This is a genomic window from Chryseobacterium sp. FR048 (assembly GCF_056844665.1).
In genome coordinates, this window is sequence record NZ_JBXDSE010000002.1 from 297084 (window position 1) to 311989 (window position 14906).

The 14906-nt window shown below is 39.2% G+C and carries 11 protein-coding genes; 5 read left to right on the top strand and 6 right to left on the bottom strand.

Going from position 1 to position 14906, the window contains the following annotated elements; all coding sequences use genetic code 11:
• Nucleotides 1-26 precede the first annotated feature (26 nt).
• On the bottom strand, nucleotides 27-794 hold the full coding sequence (locus tag AC106K_RS06265) for an MBL fold metallo-hydrolase (RefSeq protein ID WP_482443825.1): 768 nt from the start codon (nucleotides 792-794) through the stop codon (nucleotides 27-29).
• Between the two features lie 92 nt (nucleotides 795-886).
• Between AC106K_RS06265 and AC106K_RS06270 the strand changes: the two genes are divergently transcribed.
• Nucleotides 887-1204: a winged helix-turn-helix transcriptional regulator gene (locus AC106K_RS06270; RefSeq protein ID WP_047099340.1), complete on the top strand. Its 318-nt coding sequence runs from the start codon at nucleotides 887-889 to the stop codon at nucleotides 1202-1204.
• 153 nt (nucleotides 1205-1357) lie between these two features.
• Here AC106K_RS06270 and bioA read toward each other — a convergent pair whose 3' ends face one another.
• The 5 genes from bioA to AC106K_RS06295 form a co-directional block, all read right to left on the bottom strand.
• On the bottom strand, nucleotides 1358-2647 hold the full coding sequence (bioA, locus tag AC106K_RS06275; protein WP_482443827.1) for an adenosylmethionine--8-amino-7-oxononanoate transaminase: 1290 nt from the start codon (nucleotides 2645-2647) through the stop codon (nucleotides 1358-1360).
• Between the two features lie 358 nt (nucleotides 2648-3005).
• On the bottom strand, nucleotides 3006-3989 hold the full coding sequence (gene bioB, locus AC106K_RS06280) for a biotin synthase BioB (RefSeq protein WP_482443829.1): 984 nt from the start codon (nucleotides 3987-3989) through the stop codon (nucleotides 3006-3008).
• Nucleotides 3989-4603 (bottom strand): dethiobiotin synthase, encoded by a 615-nt coding sequence (bioD, locus tag AC106K_RS06285; RefSeq protein ID WP_482443830.1) that lies wholly within the window; start codon nucleotides 4601-4603, stop codon nucleotides 3989-3991. The genes bioB and bioD overlap by 1 nt, the downstream gene beginning before the upstream one ends.
• Before the next feature lie 161 nt (nucleotides 4604-4764).
• A complete protein-coding gene (locus AC106K_RS06290) occupies nucleotides 4765-5874 on the bottom strand; it encodes an aminotransferase class I/II-fold pyridoxal phosphate-dependent enzyme (RefSeq protein WP_482443832.1) in 1110 nt (369 codons plus the stop codon).
• A complete protein-coding gene (locus tag AC106K_RS06295) occupies nucleotides 5867-6490 on the bottom strand; it encodes a hypothetical protein (protein WP_482443833.1) in 624 nt (207 codons plus the stop codon). Before AC106K_RS06295 ends, AC106K_RS06290 begins: the two co-directional genes overlap by 8 nt.
• A 66-nt stretch (nucleotides 6491-6556) precedes the next feature.
• Between AC106K_RS06295 and AC106K_RS06300 the strand changes: the two genes are divergently transcribed.
• From AC106K_RS06300 to AC106K_RS06315, 4 genes are all read left to right on the top strand, one after another.
• A complete protein-coding gene (locus AC106K_RS06300; protein WP_482443835.1) occupies nucleotides 6557-8044 on the top strand; it encodes an aminotransferase-like domain-containing protein in 1488 nt (495 codons plus the stop codon).
• Nucleotides 8045-8347: 303 nt separating this feature from the next.
• Entirely contained in the window at nucleotides 8348-10579 is a 2232-nt protein-coding gene (locus AC106K_RS06305) for a TonB-dependent receptor (RefSeq protein WP_482443836.1), read from the top strand.
• A 157-nt stretch (nucleotides 10580-10736) separates the two neighbouring features.
• Entirely contained in the window at nucleotides 10737-12254 is a 1518-nt protein-coding gene (locus tag AC106K_RS06310) for a pyridoxal phosphate-dependent decarboxylase family protein (RefSeq protein WP_482443838.1), read from the top strand.
• Nucleotides 12232-14655, top strand: coding sequence for a GNAT family N-acetyltransferase (locus AC106K_RS06315; protein WP_482443839.1), 2424 nt, complete (start codon nucleotides 12232-12234; stop codon nucleotides 14653-14655). Before AC106K_RS06310 ends, AC106K_RS06315 begins: the two co-directional genes overlap by 23 nt.
• The last annotated feature ends 251 nt before the right edge of the window (nucleotides 14656-14906 follow it).

The window sequence follows — 14906 nt, forward strand, 5'->3', positions numbered from 1 at the left end:
ATTGATTTTTCTTGTGAATGTATCATTTAGAAAAGCAAATCGGCTTCTTCCCCATCATTTAAAATAATCACTCTTCGTTCCAAGCCTTTTTCATTAATTTTTTGCTGAATAAACTTGCGGTCTTCCCTGCAATGACTGACTGTTTCCAGGTGAGTTACCCATACAGAAGCATCAGGAGCATATTCACAGACTTTTATAATATCTTCGCTGGTCATGATAATGGGTGCTCCCATTGAGAATGTTGCTGCACCTCCTGCTACCACAATGTGCTTTGGCTGATACTGATCGATTTCCTCTGCAATCCCTGAATACCAGATACTGTCTCCTGCAATATATACAGATTGATGGTTTTTTCTAAAAATAAATCCATTGACTGTCCCCATTTTCTCTCCTATTTCACCGACTCCGTGCTGGCCTTGAGTAAGGAAAATATCAATTTCTTTCCATTGTATATGATTATTGATTGGAATAACATTTTCAAATCCCTGCTGAATGATCTGATTTGCTATAATCTCAGGACACAGGATTGGTTTTCTTTTGTCAATAAGCTGTATAGCCCTTGTATCCCAATGATCCGGATGTAAATGGGTCACTGCAACAGCATCTGTTTTTGCCAGTTTTGCGATCAGTTCTTCTTCATTGAAAGGCAGATCTGTCAAAGGGTTCAGCAGCTCATTATCCGTCATAGGAAATTTGCCTAAAGACCCTTTTTCTCCAAGCATAGGATCAATCAAGACCGAGATTCCGTCAATATTCAATCCTAATGTGGCATTACGCCATAACTGTAGTTTCATTTTGTTTACATTTGTTCAGCAAAATTAAGTTGAGACCGGGTTATAATAATCGAAGGTTACCAAAAGGTTACCCAAATATATTCAAGAGATCTATGAATTTTGAAGAGTTTAAAAACTGTGGACTGAGAAAAAGTCTGGATATTCTTTCCGGTAAATGGAAACCATTAATCCTCCACAATCTTTTTGAAGAAGATTCAGTACGCTTTGTGGAGTTATGGCGGAAAATGCCCAGAGTTTCCAAAAAAGTACTTTCTGAACAGCTGAAACAACTGGAAGATGATATGATTATTGAACGGATTGAGGTTTACAACTTTCCGCCTGAGGTATATTATAAACTGACAGAAAGAGGTCAAAAACTGGGACCAATTCTATCTTCATTGCATTTGTGGGGAAACGAACTGAAGTCATAATATACCCGTAAGATTTGATGAAAATTAAAAAAAATACCGACAGAAATCCTTAAGCCTGATGGCATTTTTTAATTCTGATATTCAGGCATAATTTAAACTTTACAGGTCTTGGAAACCTGTAAAGTCTGTTTATCAGGAAAGCATCGGACCATCTTAATCCCTGAACTGATCCAGTACTTCCAGAATATTCTGATAGACAAAATCAAGTTCCTCAGCCGAAATACACAAAGGCGGTACCAGATACAGTACATTTCCCAGAGGGCGCATGATGATTCCTCTCTGTAAAAACTCATTGTATAGTTTTTTTCCTATTTCGTTAAAATAAGAGGTTCCCTGCCCGGTTTTAAAATCAAAAGCCATAATAGTCCCGATGTGACGTGCTTTCTCTACCTGAGGATGTTGTGCAAGCACCTTAATGAATTCTGAGTGCTGGTGAGTAATACGTTTGATATTCATTTGGGTTTCATTTTGAAGTAATAATTCCATACTGGCCAGAGCAGCTGCGCATGCCAGAGGATTTGCGGTAAAGGAATGCCCATGAAATAAGGTTTTATGATGATCTTCAGACAGAAAAGCATCATAAATATCGTTGGAACATGTAGTGATTCCCATAGGCATAGTACCTCCTGTTAATCCTTTCGAAAAACACATAATATCCGGCTGCTCGGTAAGGTGGTTTGCTGCGAAAAGTTTCCCTGTTCTTCCAAAACCGGTAAAAACTTCATCCTGAATCATAAGAATCTCATGTTTTCTGCATATTTTCATCAGATGATCCAGATCGGCTGCATCATACATAAGCATTCCGGCAGCCCCCTGAACAAGGGGTTCATAGATAAAGCAGGCTGTTTCATCTGCAAGATCTTTAATCTGAGACTGCAGACTTTCCAGGTTTTCCGGATTGGGAGTATCGATGAATACAACTTCGAACAACATGCTTTCAAAAGGCTGAGTCCAATAGCTTTTTCCACTTACAGACATTGCTCCGAAAGTATCTCCGTGATAGGCATTTTTAAAGGCGAGAATCTTGGTTTTCTTTTTCCCTTGATTATGGGCATACTGAATACACATCTTCAATGCAACTTCCACAGCGGTAGAACCATTATCAGAATAAAAAGCCTTTTTCTGGCTGTCCGGTAACAGCTGTAATAAATTTTCTGAAAGCTGAACAGCAGATGTATGGGTAAAACCTGCAAAAATAACCTGTTCCAATGTATTCAATTGTTCAAAAACACGCTGAGCAATGTGAGGATGGGCATGTCCGTGCAGGGTAACCCACCATGAGGAAACCACATCCATATATTTCTTACCTTCTTCATCATAGAGATAAATTCCTTTTCCACTGGCAATAGGAATAATATTATCGGCCGTTTTCATTTGGGTGTAGGGATGCCAGTTGACCGCTTTATCTCTTTCCTTAAGGCTGTTTTCTACTAATGTATTCATGTATTGTTGTAAAATGTGTTGATGATAAGGGATGGACAGTGATTATGAAATTGTGTTGAGTGGATGATTTTTAACGCAATGTCGTCTATGGCTTCTTTATAATATTAAATACATTCGCAAAGGTGTTGCACTTAGCCAGGATCACAGAAGATAGAATGCTTAATTGATCAAACATAGATAGTACCTATGCCATAGTAAAATAAAAAGCATTTCTATGGTTTTACAGACATTGCATTAAATACTTTATGATTTAAGAACTTAAAATCTCTGATAGCAGCGTTGCAATACATTTTAATATACTCATGATCAGAATCCAGATATTCATCCCTTATCTTTTATAATTTTTTAATTTTTGTTTCTAACAACAGGTTTCTTTTTTCATCATTGGTTTCAATCCTAAGGTTTGCAACATTTGCATATCTTCAGATACTCCGGGATTTGGAGTTACCAATAAAGTTTCTCTTTCTCCTGTAAAAATAGAATTAGCTCCTGCCATAAAGCACCATGCCTGCTCTGTTTCAGACATTTCAATACGTCCGGCACTCAGTCTTACCATAGATGATGGCATTACGATTCTTGCTGTAGCAATCATTCTTACCATTTCCCAGGTATCTACTTTTTCATTATTTTCCAGTGGAGTTCCTTCTACTCTTGCTAATGCATTGATAGGAACAGATTCCGGATGTTTAGGCATTGTCGCTAAGGTCAGAAGCATTGAAATACGATCTCTGTGCGTTTCTCCCAAGCCGATAATTCCTCCGGAGCATACTGTGATTCCTGCTTTTCTCACATTGTTGATCGTATTGATCCTGTTATCAAAAGTTCTGGTGGAAATAATTTCTTCATAATACTGCTCAGAAGTATCCAGATTGTGGTTGTAGGCATACAGTCCCGCTTCCTGAAGTCTTATAGCCTGCTCTTCCGTAAGCATTCCCAGTGTGCAGCATACTTCCATTCCCAAATCGTTTACTCCTTTTACCATATCGATTACCCTGTCAAAATCACGGTTATTACGAACTTCACGCCACGCTGCGGCCATGCAGAAACGGGATGACCCACTATCTTTTGCCTTTTGAGCATGGGCAATCACTGTTTCAGTAGGCAATAAAGCCTGTACTTTGATATTGGTGTGATAACGGGCAGCCTGTCCGCAGTAAGAACAGTCCTCTGGGCATCCCCCGGTTTTGATTGATAATAATGTTGAAATCTGGACTTCCGAAGGATCATGCCATTCTCTGTGTACAGTGGCTGCTTTATAGATCAGTTCCATCAGAGGTAAATGATAAATTTCCTCGATCTCTTCTTTGGTCCAGTTGTTTCTGATTGTTGTTTTCTTATCCATTATCTTAATTTTGTTATTGTTAACTGCTTTGCGGCAGCTTTTATAGATTCTTTATCAGGATTTTCGATTTCCGGAATCCTGATGATTTCTGTTTCTTTTTCGATGAAGCTGCAGATCACTCTTTCTGTATCTTCAGGAAAATCTCCGTTAAGAATCAGATATTTTAAGCTTATATTCCTTTGCTGTAATGCCATGATCGACAGTAAGCTGTGATTGATACATCCTAAATAATTCCTGACCACAAGTGCTGTCGGCAGATTCAGCAGATCGATCAGGTCAATGATGAATCTGTTGTCTGAAAGAGGGACCATTAACCCTCCTGCTCCTTCGACGATCAAAGGCTGATCTGTTTCCGGCAGTTGGAAATGGTCAAGATCGATCTGTATATCTTCTGCCCGTGCAGATTGATGGGGCGATGCTGCCAATTGTAAACGGTATGTTTCCGGATGACATATTGAATGATCTGTCCATGCTGCAATTTTATGACTGTCTGTATAATGCAGATCACCAGATTGTACAGGTTTCCAGTAATCGGCTTTAAAATGTTGCACCAAAACAGCCGAGCAAACGGTTTTTCCTATTTCGGTTCCTATTCCTGATATAAATAATTTCATAATGTGGGTGGTGAAAAGGTGAAAAGGCTAAAGGGTAAAATCGCAAATAGCGGTTGGTGTACTTCTTTTCAGCCTTATTATTAATATTTTTTTCTTTTTTCTGTTGAAAAAACCAATGAATGTGAATCGGTTTTGCCTTTTTACTTTTTCGCTTTTTCGCTTTAAATAAATTCTCTGATAATCTCTGTAAGCCTTATAATTTCTTCTTCTGTATTGAAGCTGTGGAGGCAGATCCTAAGCCTTTCGCTTCCTTCTTTCACGGCTGGACTGTACACTGCATAGGTTAAAAATCCTTCCTCTGATAATGTTTCTTGTACAGTTTTCAGTCTTTGATTATCCGAAATCAGAAGAGCTTGTATGGGACTGATTTCTGATGAAGGAGATTGTAATCCTTGTTTTCGGAAAATTTCAATATTTTTCTGCAGTTTTTCAGCCAGATCAGGGCTTTTTTCTAAAAATTCATATCCTGTTTTGATGCTGATCCATTGAAAGTCCTGAGCTGATGTGGTATAAATGAATGGGGAGGCAAAATTGACGAGATAAGATTTAATAATCTCATTACAGACTATTGCCGCTCCGTGCGCTCCCAATGCTTTTCCATACGTCATAACCGCTGCCATCACATGATCCTGCAATTGGTATTTCTCAATCAATCCATAACCAAAGACTCCAAAAGAATGCGCTTCATCTACTAATAAGCCTGCATTATACCGATTGGCCAACTCCACAATTTCCAATAAGGGGGCAAAATCCCCTTCCATCGAATACAGACTTTCTATAGCGATGTAACACGATCCGTTTTGCCTTTGAAGTACATATTCCAGATGTTCCGGATCATTATGCCTGAATTTTACTTTTCTGGCATTTGACATTCTGCAGGCATCATGTACAGAGCGGTGAATTTGCTCATCCACGATAATCGTATCATGACGGCCAGGAAGTGTAGAAAATAAAGCCAGATTAGCATTATATCCTGATGGAAAAAGCAAAGCAGCCGGAAAGTGATGCTTCTCAGCGATAAATCTTTCCGTCATAGAGACTGTATTACTATTTCCACTGATCAGTCTTGATCCGGTACTTCCTGAAAGAAGCAGAGGATCTGCTATCACTTTTTGCAGCAGAATATCCTGAAGATCTTTATTTCCTGCCAATCCCAGATAGTCATTAGAATAGAAGTCGATCCCTTCAGACTTAGACTTTAAATTCCTGAACGTTCCCTCTTCTTTTCTTTTGTCAAGTGATTGTTGAAAATGAAAGATATTGCTAGGCATAGTTCAGTTGGGTAACTTCTTCCGTAATGGCATGAATCCATTGTTCGTGTAGTTCTTTTTCAATGGTAAGAATGTGATCTGCATGTGCTTTCCAGTCAGCCGAAAAATCATTTAGCTGGTTGATCATTTCCTCCAGATGGCCTTCCTCTTCAAGAATAATAGATTTTACCATAATTTTCGAAGATTCTTTTGTAAGAATATCCTGATAGACGGGATATAAGTCATCTGCACGAACTTCAATCGCATAGGTTACAAAAAGATAGGCAGCATATTTTAAGTCTTCTTTGCTAAGCTGAAATGCCTTTTGCAAATATCTGCAGGCCTTGACATCAAGAGAATGAAGATACTGTCGGGTGGCTACAGGAGCAAGAAGTTCTGTACTTTCGTAGGTTCTGCAAAGTTCCGGATCTATTTTTCCGATCTGTTTTTTCAGATAATAGGCATGGCGGTGTTCTTCCGCAGCATGTTTCAGCTGAATCTGGGTTACCAAAGTTGGGTGTTCACATTTTGATATTTTCCTTGCTCCGGCATTTTCCATAAAAGAAAGCGTATTCAGCCATTTGGCATGAGTATTTCCTTCCTGTACTATTCTTTGTAGCAGATGATGAAACTCCATAGATTTTTATTTTGATGTCAAAAGTAGTATATTGCCGGATGGTTACATGGTGCCAGTTTTGATATTATGGATAGTCCGGTTAGAATTCCTTATGAAAGTTTTATAAAAATCGATAGAGCCTCAGAGACTTCGATCTATCTTCAGATTGCCAATCAACTGATCAATGCTATTCAAAGAGGGTTTTTGCCTTTCGGAACCAAGCTTCCAGGAACAAGAACCTTCAGTGAAATGCTCGAGATTCACAGAAATACGGCTGTAGCGGTATATGATGAACTGTCTGCCCAGGGCTGGACGGAGAGTCTGCCGAATAAAGGAACTTTCATCATTGGGAAAGTTCAGGAAAAACCTGTAAAAATGAATGATTTTGAACAAAAAAGTCTTCAAAACTATCCTAAAACTACCGGTTTTCGCTTCAAAACATCAAATATTCTGGATAATCCGTTTGAGCACTCAAACTGTGAATATGTCTTTAATGATGGTGTACCGGACATCAGACTGACTCAGATCGCACAACATTCAAGATTTTACAGCTCTATTCTTAAACGTAAATCTAATCAGAAAATATCCGGTCATTATAATCATGACGGAAGTGAATTTTTTAAAGAACATTTGTCCAGATACCTCAATCTGTCCCGTGGACTTCCCATTTCTAAGAACAACCTGCTGATTACCAGAAGTACGGAAATGAGTATCTATATCGTTTCTGAGATTCTTCTTTCGCCCGGAGACGTGGTACTCGTAGGGGCATTAAGCTATTTTTCTGTCAATATGATCTTCATGAAAGCAGGCGTTCAGATGGTTTCCATTCCTATTGATGAAGATGGTATCATTGTAGAAAGTGTCCGGGAAGCATGTAAAAAGCAGAAAATAAGGATGCTTTACCTTACCCCGCATCACCACTATCCTACTACGGTGGCTCTGAGTGCACAAAGACGATTTGAACTTCTTGAGCTTGCGCATGAGTATGGTTTTGTGATTCTGGAAGATGATTATGATTATGAATTCCACTATGATAAAAGTCCTATCCTTCCTTTAGCCAGCGCAGATACCAACGGGATGGTTATTTATATCGGTTCGTTCGGGAAATCTCTGGCTCCGGGATTCAGAACCGGGTTTATTGTAGCTCCGGAAAATCTGATGGTGGAAATGAGGAAATACCTCGGAATCATCGATCGTCAGGGGGATATTCTGATGGAAAGAGCTCTTGGAGAAATGATTGCAGAAGGAGAAATCAATCGGTATCTGAAAAAATCGCTGAAGATATATCAGGAAAGACGGGATGATCTCAGTATGCTGCTAAAGAATTATCTGGGGGATCTAATCCGTTTTCAAAAACCTTCCGGAGGTCTGGCCATATGGCTGGAATGGAATATTCCTGTAAATCTGATGCAGCTCAGCCGGAATTGTGCCCGGGAAAACCTCTTTATTCCCAAAACATTACTTTATCAGAATAAAGACCTTACGGCGATGCGGCTAGGCTTTGGAGACCTTAATGCTGATGAAATGGAAAAAAGTATCGCTATTTTTTCAGAAAATGCAAAATTGTTCCGCTGACTTACAATTTTGGGGATTTTTCAGATGGATATTTTAGCCGCTATTTTAACTTTTACTCCTCTTTTCATATTACATTTTGGTTAATTCTAAAGATTTTTATTTCCCATTCCTGGGTATTTTGTCTCATTTTGGGACTGATAAAAAATACACTCTACAGCCTATATCTTAATAAAAATACTGGTTTATACGGAACGTTATTCTCAACGGACTCACATTCATTTGAAATATGTGATAAATATCATTTTGATTTTTTGCTCAATAATATTCTATATTTACCTCATTATTTTTAATTGTTCTAAATAAATGAAACGACAATATGCACTTTCAGTCATTCTATTGGCTGCCTTTACTGCATCTACTTCTGCACAGAGCAAGCAGGACAGTATCACCACAAAAGATATCAACGAGGTTGTATTGGTATCTTCACGTTCTCCGAAACAAATAAGTGATATTCCGGGAACGGTCTGGATCATTGGTGAGAAAGAACTTCAGACCCAGATAAGAGGAGGTGCCGGATTGAAAGAAGTATTGGGAAATATGATTCCCGGTTTTGATTTCGGAAATCAGGGGCGTACCAATTATGCTCAAAATATGAGAGGAAGAAATGTTCTGGTAATGCTGAACGGGGTTTCCCTGAACAGTACAAGAGCTTCAAGCAGGCAGTTTGATGCCATTGATCCTTTTAACATCGAAAGAATTGAAGTATTATCCGGAGCTTCCGCTATTTACGGGGGCGATTCTACAGGGGGAATTATCAATATCATTACTAAAAAACCAACCTCCAATAAACTGGCTTTTGAAACTTCTGTAGGACTGAAAACAGGTTTTCACAAAGATGATCTGGATAAAAGAATTGCGCAATCCGTTGAAGGCGGTAATGATAAAGTAAAATTCAGATTGGGAGCGGCTTTCACTCAGAATGAAGGAGCTTTTGATGCCAGCGGAAACCAGATTATTACCGACGTGAAACAGGCAGATTTTCAATACAACAGATCAATAGATCTTTTGGGAGGACTTAGTGTAAAGCTAAGCCCGGATCAGGATCTGAGCCTTGATCTACAATATTATAATTCGAAGGTAAGAAACAAAAAATGGCTTTCTTTTGGACCTGGATTTACAGGATTCACCACCAAAAATCCTGATCTGATCAATGTATTGGGCGGTGCAGATTCTGATGTAGTTCCCCGTACGGAACGTTTTATGGCTAATCTGCAGTATAACCTCCGTAATATTTTAGGCGGACATAATTTGCTTGTACAGGCTTATGGAAGACGCGAAGAAGCAGACTTTGGAGCCTCTTTCGCGGAAGTTCCCAAACCTCCTGCAGGAGTCACTCTTCCTGTATTCCTTGCTTCTGCCAGAGGAAACACCGATGTATATGGAGCAAAAGCAGTTCTTTCCAAAAAATGGAATGCGTTCAGTTTCACCTATGGTACAGACATTGACTTTGAAAACTTCCACGGTGATCAGGCTCTATTTAATCCCAAGATCAGCAGTGAATCCGGAGGGTTAATCAATAAAGCGGATGCTTTTGTAGGAAGATACCCGGATACGAAGATCTTTACCCTTGCAGGATTTATCCAGGCAGACTGGAATATTACAAAACAGCTGACCTTATCCGGAGGGGTGAGACAGCAGTTTATCAATGTAAAACTGGATGATTTTGTAGGATTTAAAGAGCAGGTCTATATGCATTTCGGGTATGGAAATTCTGCAGATGTGGTAAAAGGAGGCAAAAACAACTATGATGTAACCTTGCTGAATGGAAGTTTATTGTATAAAATTAATCCTTTGTGGCAGACATGGTTCAGCTTTTCACAGGGATTTGCCGTTCCTGATGCTGCCAAATCTTATGGTTTCGGAAAGTATCAGCTGAATAATAACCGCTGGAATCTTCTGAACAGTATGAATATTGCTGATCAGCCGTTAAGCGGGATCAAAACAGATCAGATCGAGCTTGGGTTCAGACATAACAGAGGTACGGAAGCAGGATTGTATGCACAGGGTTCATTTTTCTATGCATTATCCAGCAAGACGCTGAAAATAGACAATGCCGCTTTTACCGTGTCTTTACTTGATCAAAAACTTAGAAACTACGGTTTTGAAGGAGCTTTGGGCTACCGTTTTGCACAAGGGCTTGAATTGGGAGGAAATGTTCTTTTGATGCAGTCTGAAACTCAAACGGTGGATAAAGGGTGGCAAAACCAATCGGTTTATACAACCAATCCATCCAAGTTTATGGTCTTCACGGGTTGGAATGCAAAAAGGTTTTCATTACGACTGCAGATGCAGAATTCAATGAATTATACCGATCTGGCAGATATGAAAATCACAGGCTATACCCTATTCGATTTTATAGGCGATGTCAAACTGAATAAAGGAACCATCAACTTCGGAGTTCAGAATATCTTTAATAAGCAGTATACTTCGATCTGGGGGCAGCGTTCCGTATTTTTCTATGGAGCGCCTCAGAAAGCATTTGCTTATCAGGGCCGGGGAACAACGTTTTCTGTAGGCTACACGATTAACTATTAAATAAAAAAAACTTACTGAAAAACATTTCAAACCACCCTCTGAAATTTCATGAATTTTATTTTGCAAAGATTAAATGTCAGGATTTATCAAAGGTGGTTTGAGATCATCAATCCAAAATTTACCATTATAGCGTAAAGAAAACAAACACACCATTTCTATGAACACAGTTATTACCGGGCAGATTGCCGCGGAGAAGGAAACCCTTTTCCCAAATCTGGAAAATTTATTCTGTGATATGAACATTCACGAATATCAGGAAGCGATGCACAGGGCACAACAAAGTGTCATTGCATTTTTAGAGGACACCTACCAGCCTTTCAGTGGAATTTCACCCAAAGACCTGAGAAAACAGTTTGAATATATAGACCTTAATGCTCCGCCTATAAGCTATGAAGAGCTTTTTGACGAGGTAAACGATCTGTATACACAGCATGCCATTGCTTTTCATCACCCCAAATACGTTGCCCATCTCAATTGTCCGGTCGTGATACCGGCAGTGGCCGCTGAAGCCATGATCAGCTCGATCAATTCTTCTCTGGATACCTGGGATCAGAGTGCGGGAGGAACTTTGATGGAACAGAAACTTATTGAATGGACCTGTAATGAAGTAGGATTTGATAAGTCATCAGACGGAATATTTACCAGCGGAGGTTCCCAAAGTAACCTGATGGGAATGCTTTTGGCAAGGGATCATTTCTCTGTTAAATTTTTGAATCATGACATAAAAAAAGACGGACTTCCCAAAGAAGCACATCGTTTCAGGATTTTTGTCTCTGAAGCAGCCCATTTCAGTATTCAGAAGAGTGCTTCTATGCTGGGACTTGGAGAACAGGCTGTGGTGAAAGTGAAAACCGACCGCTCTTTCAGAATGAACAGCGTATTGCTGGAAGATGCTGTAAGAAAGGAAATTGAAAACGGAAATATTCCTATTGCCGTAGTTGCTACTGCCGGAACTACAGATTTTGGAAATGTAGATCCCCTGATCAATATCTCCGGAATTGCCAAAAAATACAATCTTTGGTTCCATGTAGATGCCGCTTATGGATGCGCGCTCCTTCTCACCGAAAAATACCGACATCTGATCAACGGAATTGAAGAAGCCGATTCTGTAACGATAGATTATCATAAAGCGTTCTTTCAGCCGGTAAGCAGCAGCGGATTTTTAGTAAAGGATAAGAATTATTTCAGACTGATCACCCATTATGCAGATTATCTGAATCCTAAAGACCATGACGAAGATGAAATCCCCAACCAGGTCAACAAATCTATACAGACGACAAGACGTTTTGATGCTTTGAAACTGTGGTTTACCCTTCGTATCATCGGTAAAAAAGGCCTTGGAAATTATATCGACAGAATTATCATGACAGCCCGGGAAGCGGTGGAAGCTCTGGAAAATGACCCGCATTTTGAACTCCTGAATTCTTCGGATATTTCAGCATTGGTTTTCCGCTATACCGCAGACCCTTTCAAAACATTTGACCTGAACAGGATCAATACTTATATCAAATCACAACTTTACAGACAAGGAAATGCCCTCACAGCAGGCACAAAAGTAAACGGCCAGTTCTATCTGAAGTTTACCATCCTTAATCCTTTAACGACAATCGAAGACATAACATCAATACTTAACATTATAAAAAAATACGGAAATGAATACATTGAAGTCAACTGATATTACTGAATATGCAGAAAAGATAAACTATACATCGCTTATCAACTGCTACCTGAAAGAATTTACCAACTGGAGCCGTTATCTTGGGATCCCAAAATATGATGAAGGAATTGCGGCCTACCTGAAAAAAACACCTACAAATCTTCATATCCGAATCGATTTCTCATCAATAGGATGTGACGTGTATGTTCCTGTTACTTATTTTTCAGAAAGCGGAAGACATCTTTTTGATTTTCCTGTTCTGATGAGAGTCCTGGATACCGATGAAGTTTCAGAACTTGATGTTTACGGTTTTATGACGCTTACTGCTGAATATGCAAAGGGAATTCACCCGGGAATTGATTCTACCACAGTTTTGGGCAGATTGAGTAACAGCATTGATAACCTTACAGAATATCTTTACCACTCTTCACATAGCAAAAAAGCGATCAATGACCTGGAAATGTCATTTATTGAAGCTGAACAATCCCTTATTCTGGGGCATATTCTTCATCCGGTTCCAAAATCAAAACAGGGATTCAATGGAGAAGATCTGTTGAAATACTCTCCTGAAACTTCCGGAAGATTTCAGTTGTTTTATTTCCTGGTCAATCCGGAGAATATCATTGAGAAAAATGCCGACGGAGAACTTGTCAGTAAAGAATTGGGGGAAAAGATCTATCCGATTCTTACTCCGGAACATAAAAAGCTTTGGGATCAGCATCCTGAATACCATATTTTACCAATGCATCCATGGGAGGCCGATTATCTGCTGAGCCAGGAGAATGTACAGATCATGGAAGAACAGGGAATCCTTTTTGCATTAGGCCATTATGGAGAATACTTCACTCCCACTTCATCGGTAAGAACGGTATATAGTGAAGATAATAAGTGGATGTTTAAATTTTCCCTACACGTAAAAATTACCAATTCTGAACGAATTAATCTCTACCCGGAACTCCACCGTGGATATGACATCAGCAGACTTCTTAAAACAGATTGGGGACAAAACCTGCAGAGAGATTTCCCGGAAATAGATTTTATGGTAGATCCGGCTTTCATGGCCGTTACTTTCAATGGAAAAGTAATTAACGGGTTCAATATCAGCATCAGAAGAAACCCGTTCCAGGGAGAGCACAAAAATAAGAATGTAACCCTTTTGGCTGCTCTGTGTCAGGATGGTATTCTTGGAAAACCTTCAAGGCTTCAGAATATCATCACCCATACTGCTGAAAAGCTGGGTCAGTCCGTAGAAAAAATTGCTTTGGAGTGGTTCAAACAATATCTTCATCTTTGTGTGAGGCCTATTGTCAGAATTCTGAATACTTATGGACTGGCATGTGAGTTCCATCAGCAGAATGTAATGATAGAGCTTGATAAAAATGGTTTCCCGGCAAAAATCTATTTCAGGGACAATCAGGGATTCTTTTTCAGAGAAGGAAGAAAAGATCTCGTTTCTACCGCACTTCCAGGTATTGCAGATGAAAGCCAGTCTATTATAGATGAAGAATCTTTAGCTCCAAAATATACTTATTATCTCGTTACCAACAATATTTTAGGAGTGGTAAATGCATTGGGATGCAACAGATTGGCAGATGAAAAGAAACTGATCGATCTGGTATATAAAGCATTCAAAGAACTGGAAAATGAAGATGAAACCGGACTGGTAAGCTATATCACTAATAAAAGAAACTGGTATACCAAAGGAAATCTGATCACGAGCCTGCAGAATATCAACGAAGCAGATGAATCATTGGAATATCCTGCCGTTTTCCTGGATACCCCTAACCCACTTGCTAAATATTTTTACAGTCAGCAGCTGATAAAGCCTACCACAACAGAAACAGTATATTCACGCTATTTTGAAGATGAAAATATCACGATCAGCATCCGACCTTTTGATATGGACCGTGATTTTGAAATGGCTCATGAATGGTTCAATATGGAACATGCGAAACCTTATTGGAAAATGGATGGCCCGAAAAGGGATCTCGAACTTTGGTTCAGAACAATTCTTCCAAGCGATGAGCAGCACAGTTTTATTGGAGAAATCAATGGTGTTCCACAGTTCAGCTTTGAACCTTACTGGCCGATGAGAGATATTGTAGGAGCTTATTATGATTCTTTGCCAACGGATTATGGAACTCACTTCTTTGTAGCAGAAACCCGCAAGGATAAGAAGTATTCTTTCCAGTCTTTCCAGGTGGCTTTGGATTATATCTTTTCCCTTCCGGAAGTAGGAAAATGTATTGGAGAAGCTTCCGTAGAGGCTGTTCCTACAGACAGGCTGATCACAAAATTGGGTTATACAAGAGAGGGAGTAATCACCATGCCGCATAAAACAGCTTATCTTACTTTCTGCACCCGTGAAAATTACTGGGAAAAATGCCCGGAAAGTAAATTGGAAGTGAATAATGCTTAAATAAAGCCAGAATAAAACTTAATTATAAAGAATATTTGATTTTCCACTCACAGATTTAACAGATCAGGCAGATGTTCAGATAAAAAAGAATCACTGAAACTGCGGAATCTGTTTTATCTGTGAGAATTAAATACTCAAAGCTTCGGTTTCAAACAGCATATGTGATCAGGCAGAATGAGATCGAATGTTCTTAAAAGTAAGTATGAAAAATATTTTTTTAAAACGCAAAGAATATTTTCGAACCGATTATT

What these genes read in the sequence shown, in the direction of transcription:
- AC106K_RS06265 (WP_482443825.1), bottom strand. Translation starts at nt 794, where the DNA reads ATGAAACTACAGTTATGGCGTAATGCCACATTAGGATTGAATATTGAC.
- AC106K_RS06270 (WP_047099340.1), top strand. Translation starts at nt 887, where the DNA reads ATGAATTTTGAAGAGTTTAAAAACTGTGGACTGAGAAAAAGTCTGGAT.
- bioA (WP_482443827.1), bottom strand. Translation starts at nt 2,647, where the DNA reads ATGAATACATTAGTAGAAAACAGCCTTAAGGAAAGAGATAAAGCGGTC.
- bioB (WP_482443829.1), bottom strand. Translation starts at nt 3,989, where the DNA reads ATGGATAAGAAAACAACAATCAGAAACAACTGGACCAAAGAAGAGATC.
- bioD (WP_482443830.1), bottom strand. Translation starts at nt 4,603, where the DNA reads ATGAAATTATTTATATCAGGAATAGGAACCGAAATAGGAAAAACCGTT.
- AC106K_RS06290 (WP_482443832.1), bottom strand. Translation starts at nt 5,874, where the DNA reads ATGCCTAGCAATATCTTTCATTTTCAACAATCACTTGACAAAAGAAAA.
- AC106K_RS06295 (WP_482443833.1), bottom strand. Translation starts at nt 6,490, where the DNA reads ATGGAGTTTCATCATCTGCTACAAAGAATAGTACAGGAAGGAAATACT.
- AC106K_RS06300 (WP_482443835.1), top strand. Translation starts at nt 6,557, where the DNA reads ATGGATAGTCCGGTTAGAATTCCTTATGAAAGTTTTATAAAAATCGAT.
- AC106K_RS06305 (WP_482443836.1), top strand. Translation starts at nt 8,348, where the DNA reads ATGAAACGACAATATGCACTTTCAGTCATTCTATTGGCTGCCTTTACT.
- AC106K_RS06310 (WP_482443838.1), top strand. Translation starts at nt 10,737, where the DNA reads ATGAACACAGTTATTACCGGGCAGATTGCCGCGGAGAAGGAAACCCTT.
- AC106K_RS06315 (WP_482443839.1), top strand. Translation starts at nt 12,232, where the DNA reads ATGAATACATTGAAGTCAACTGATATTACTGAATATGCAGAAAAGATA.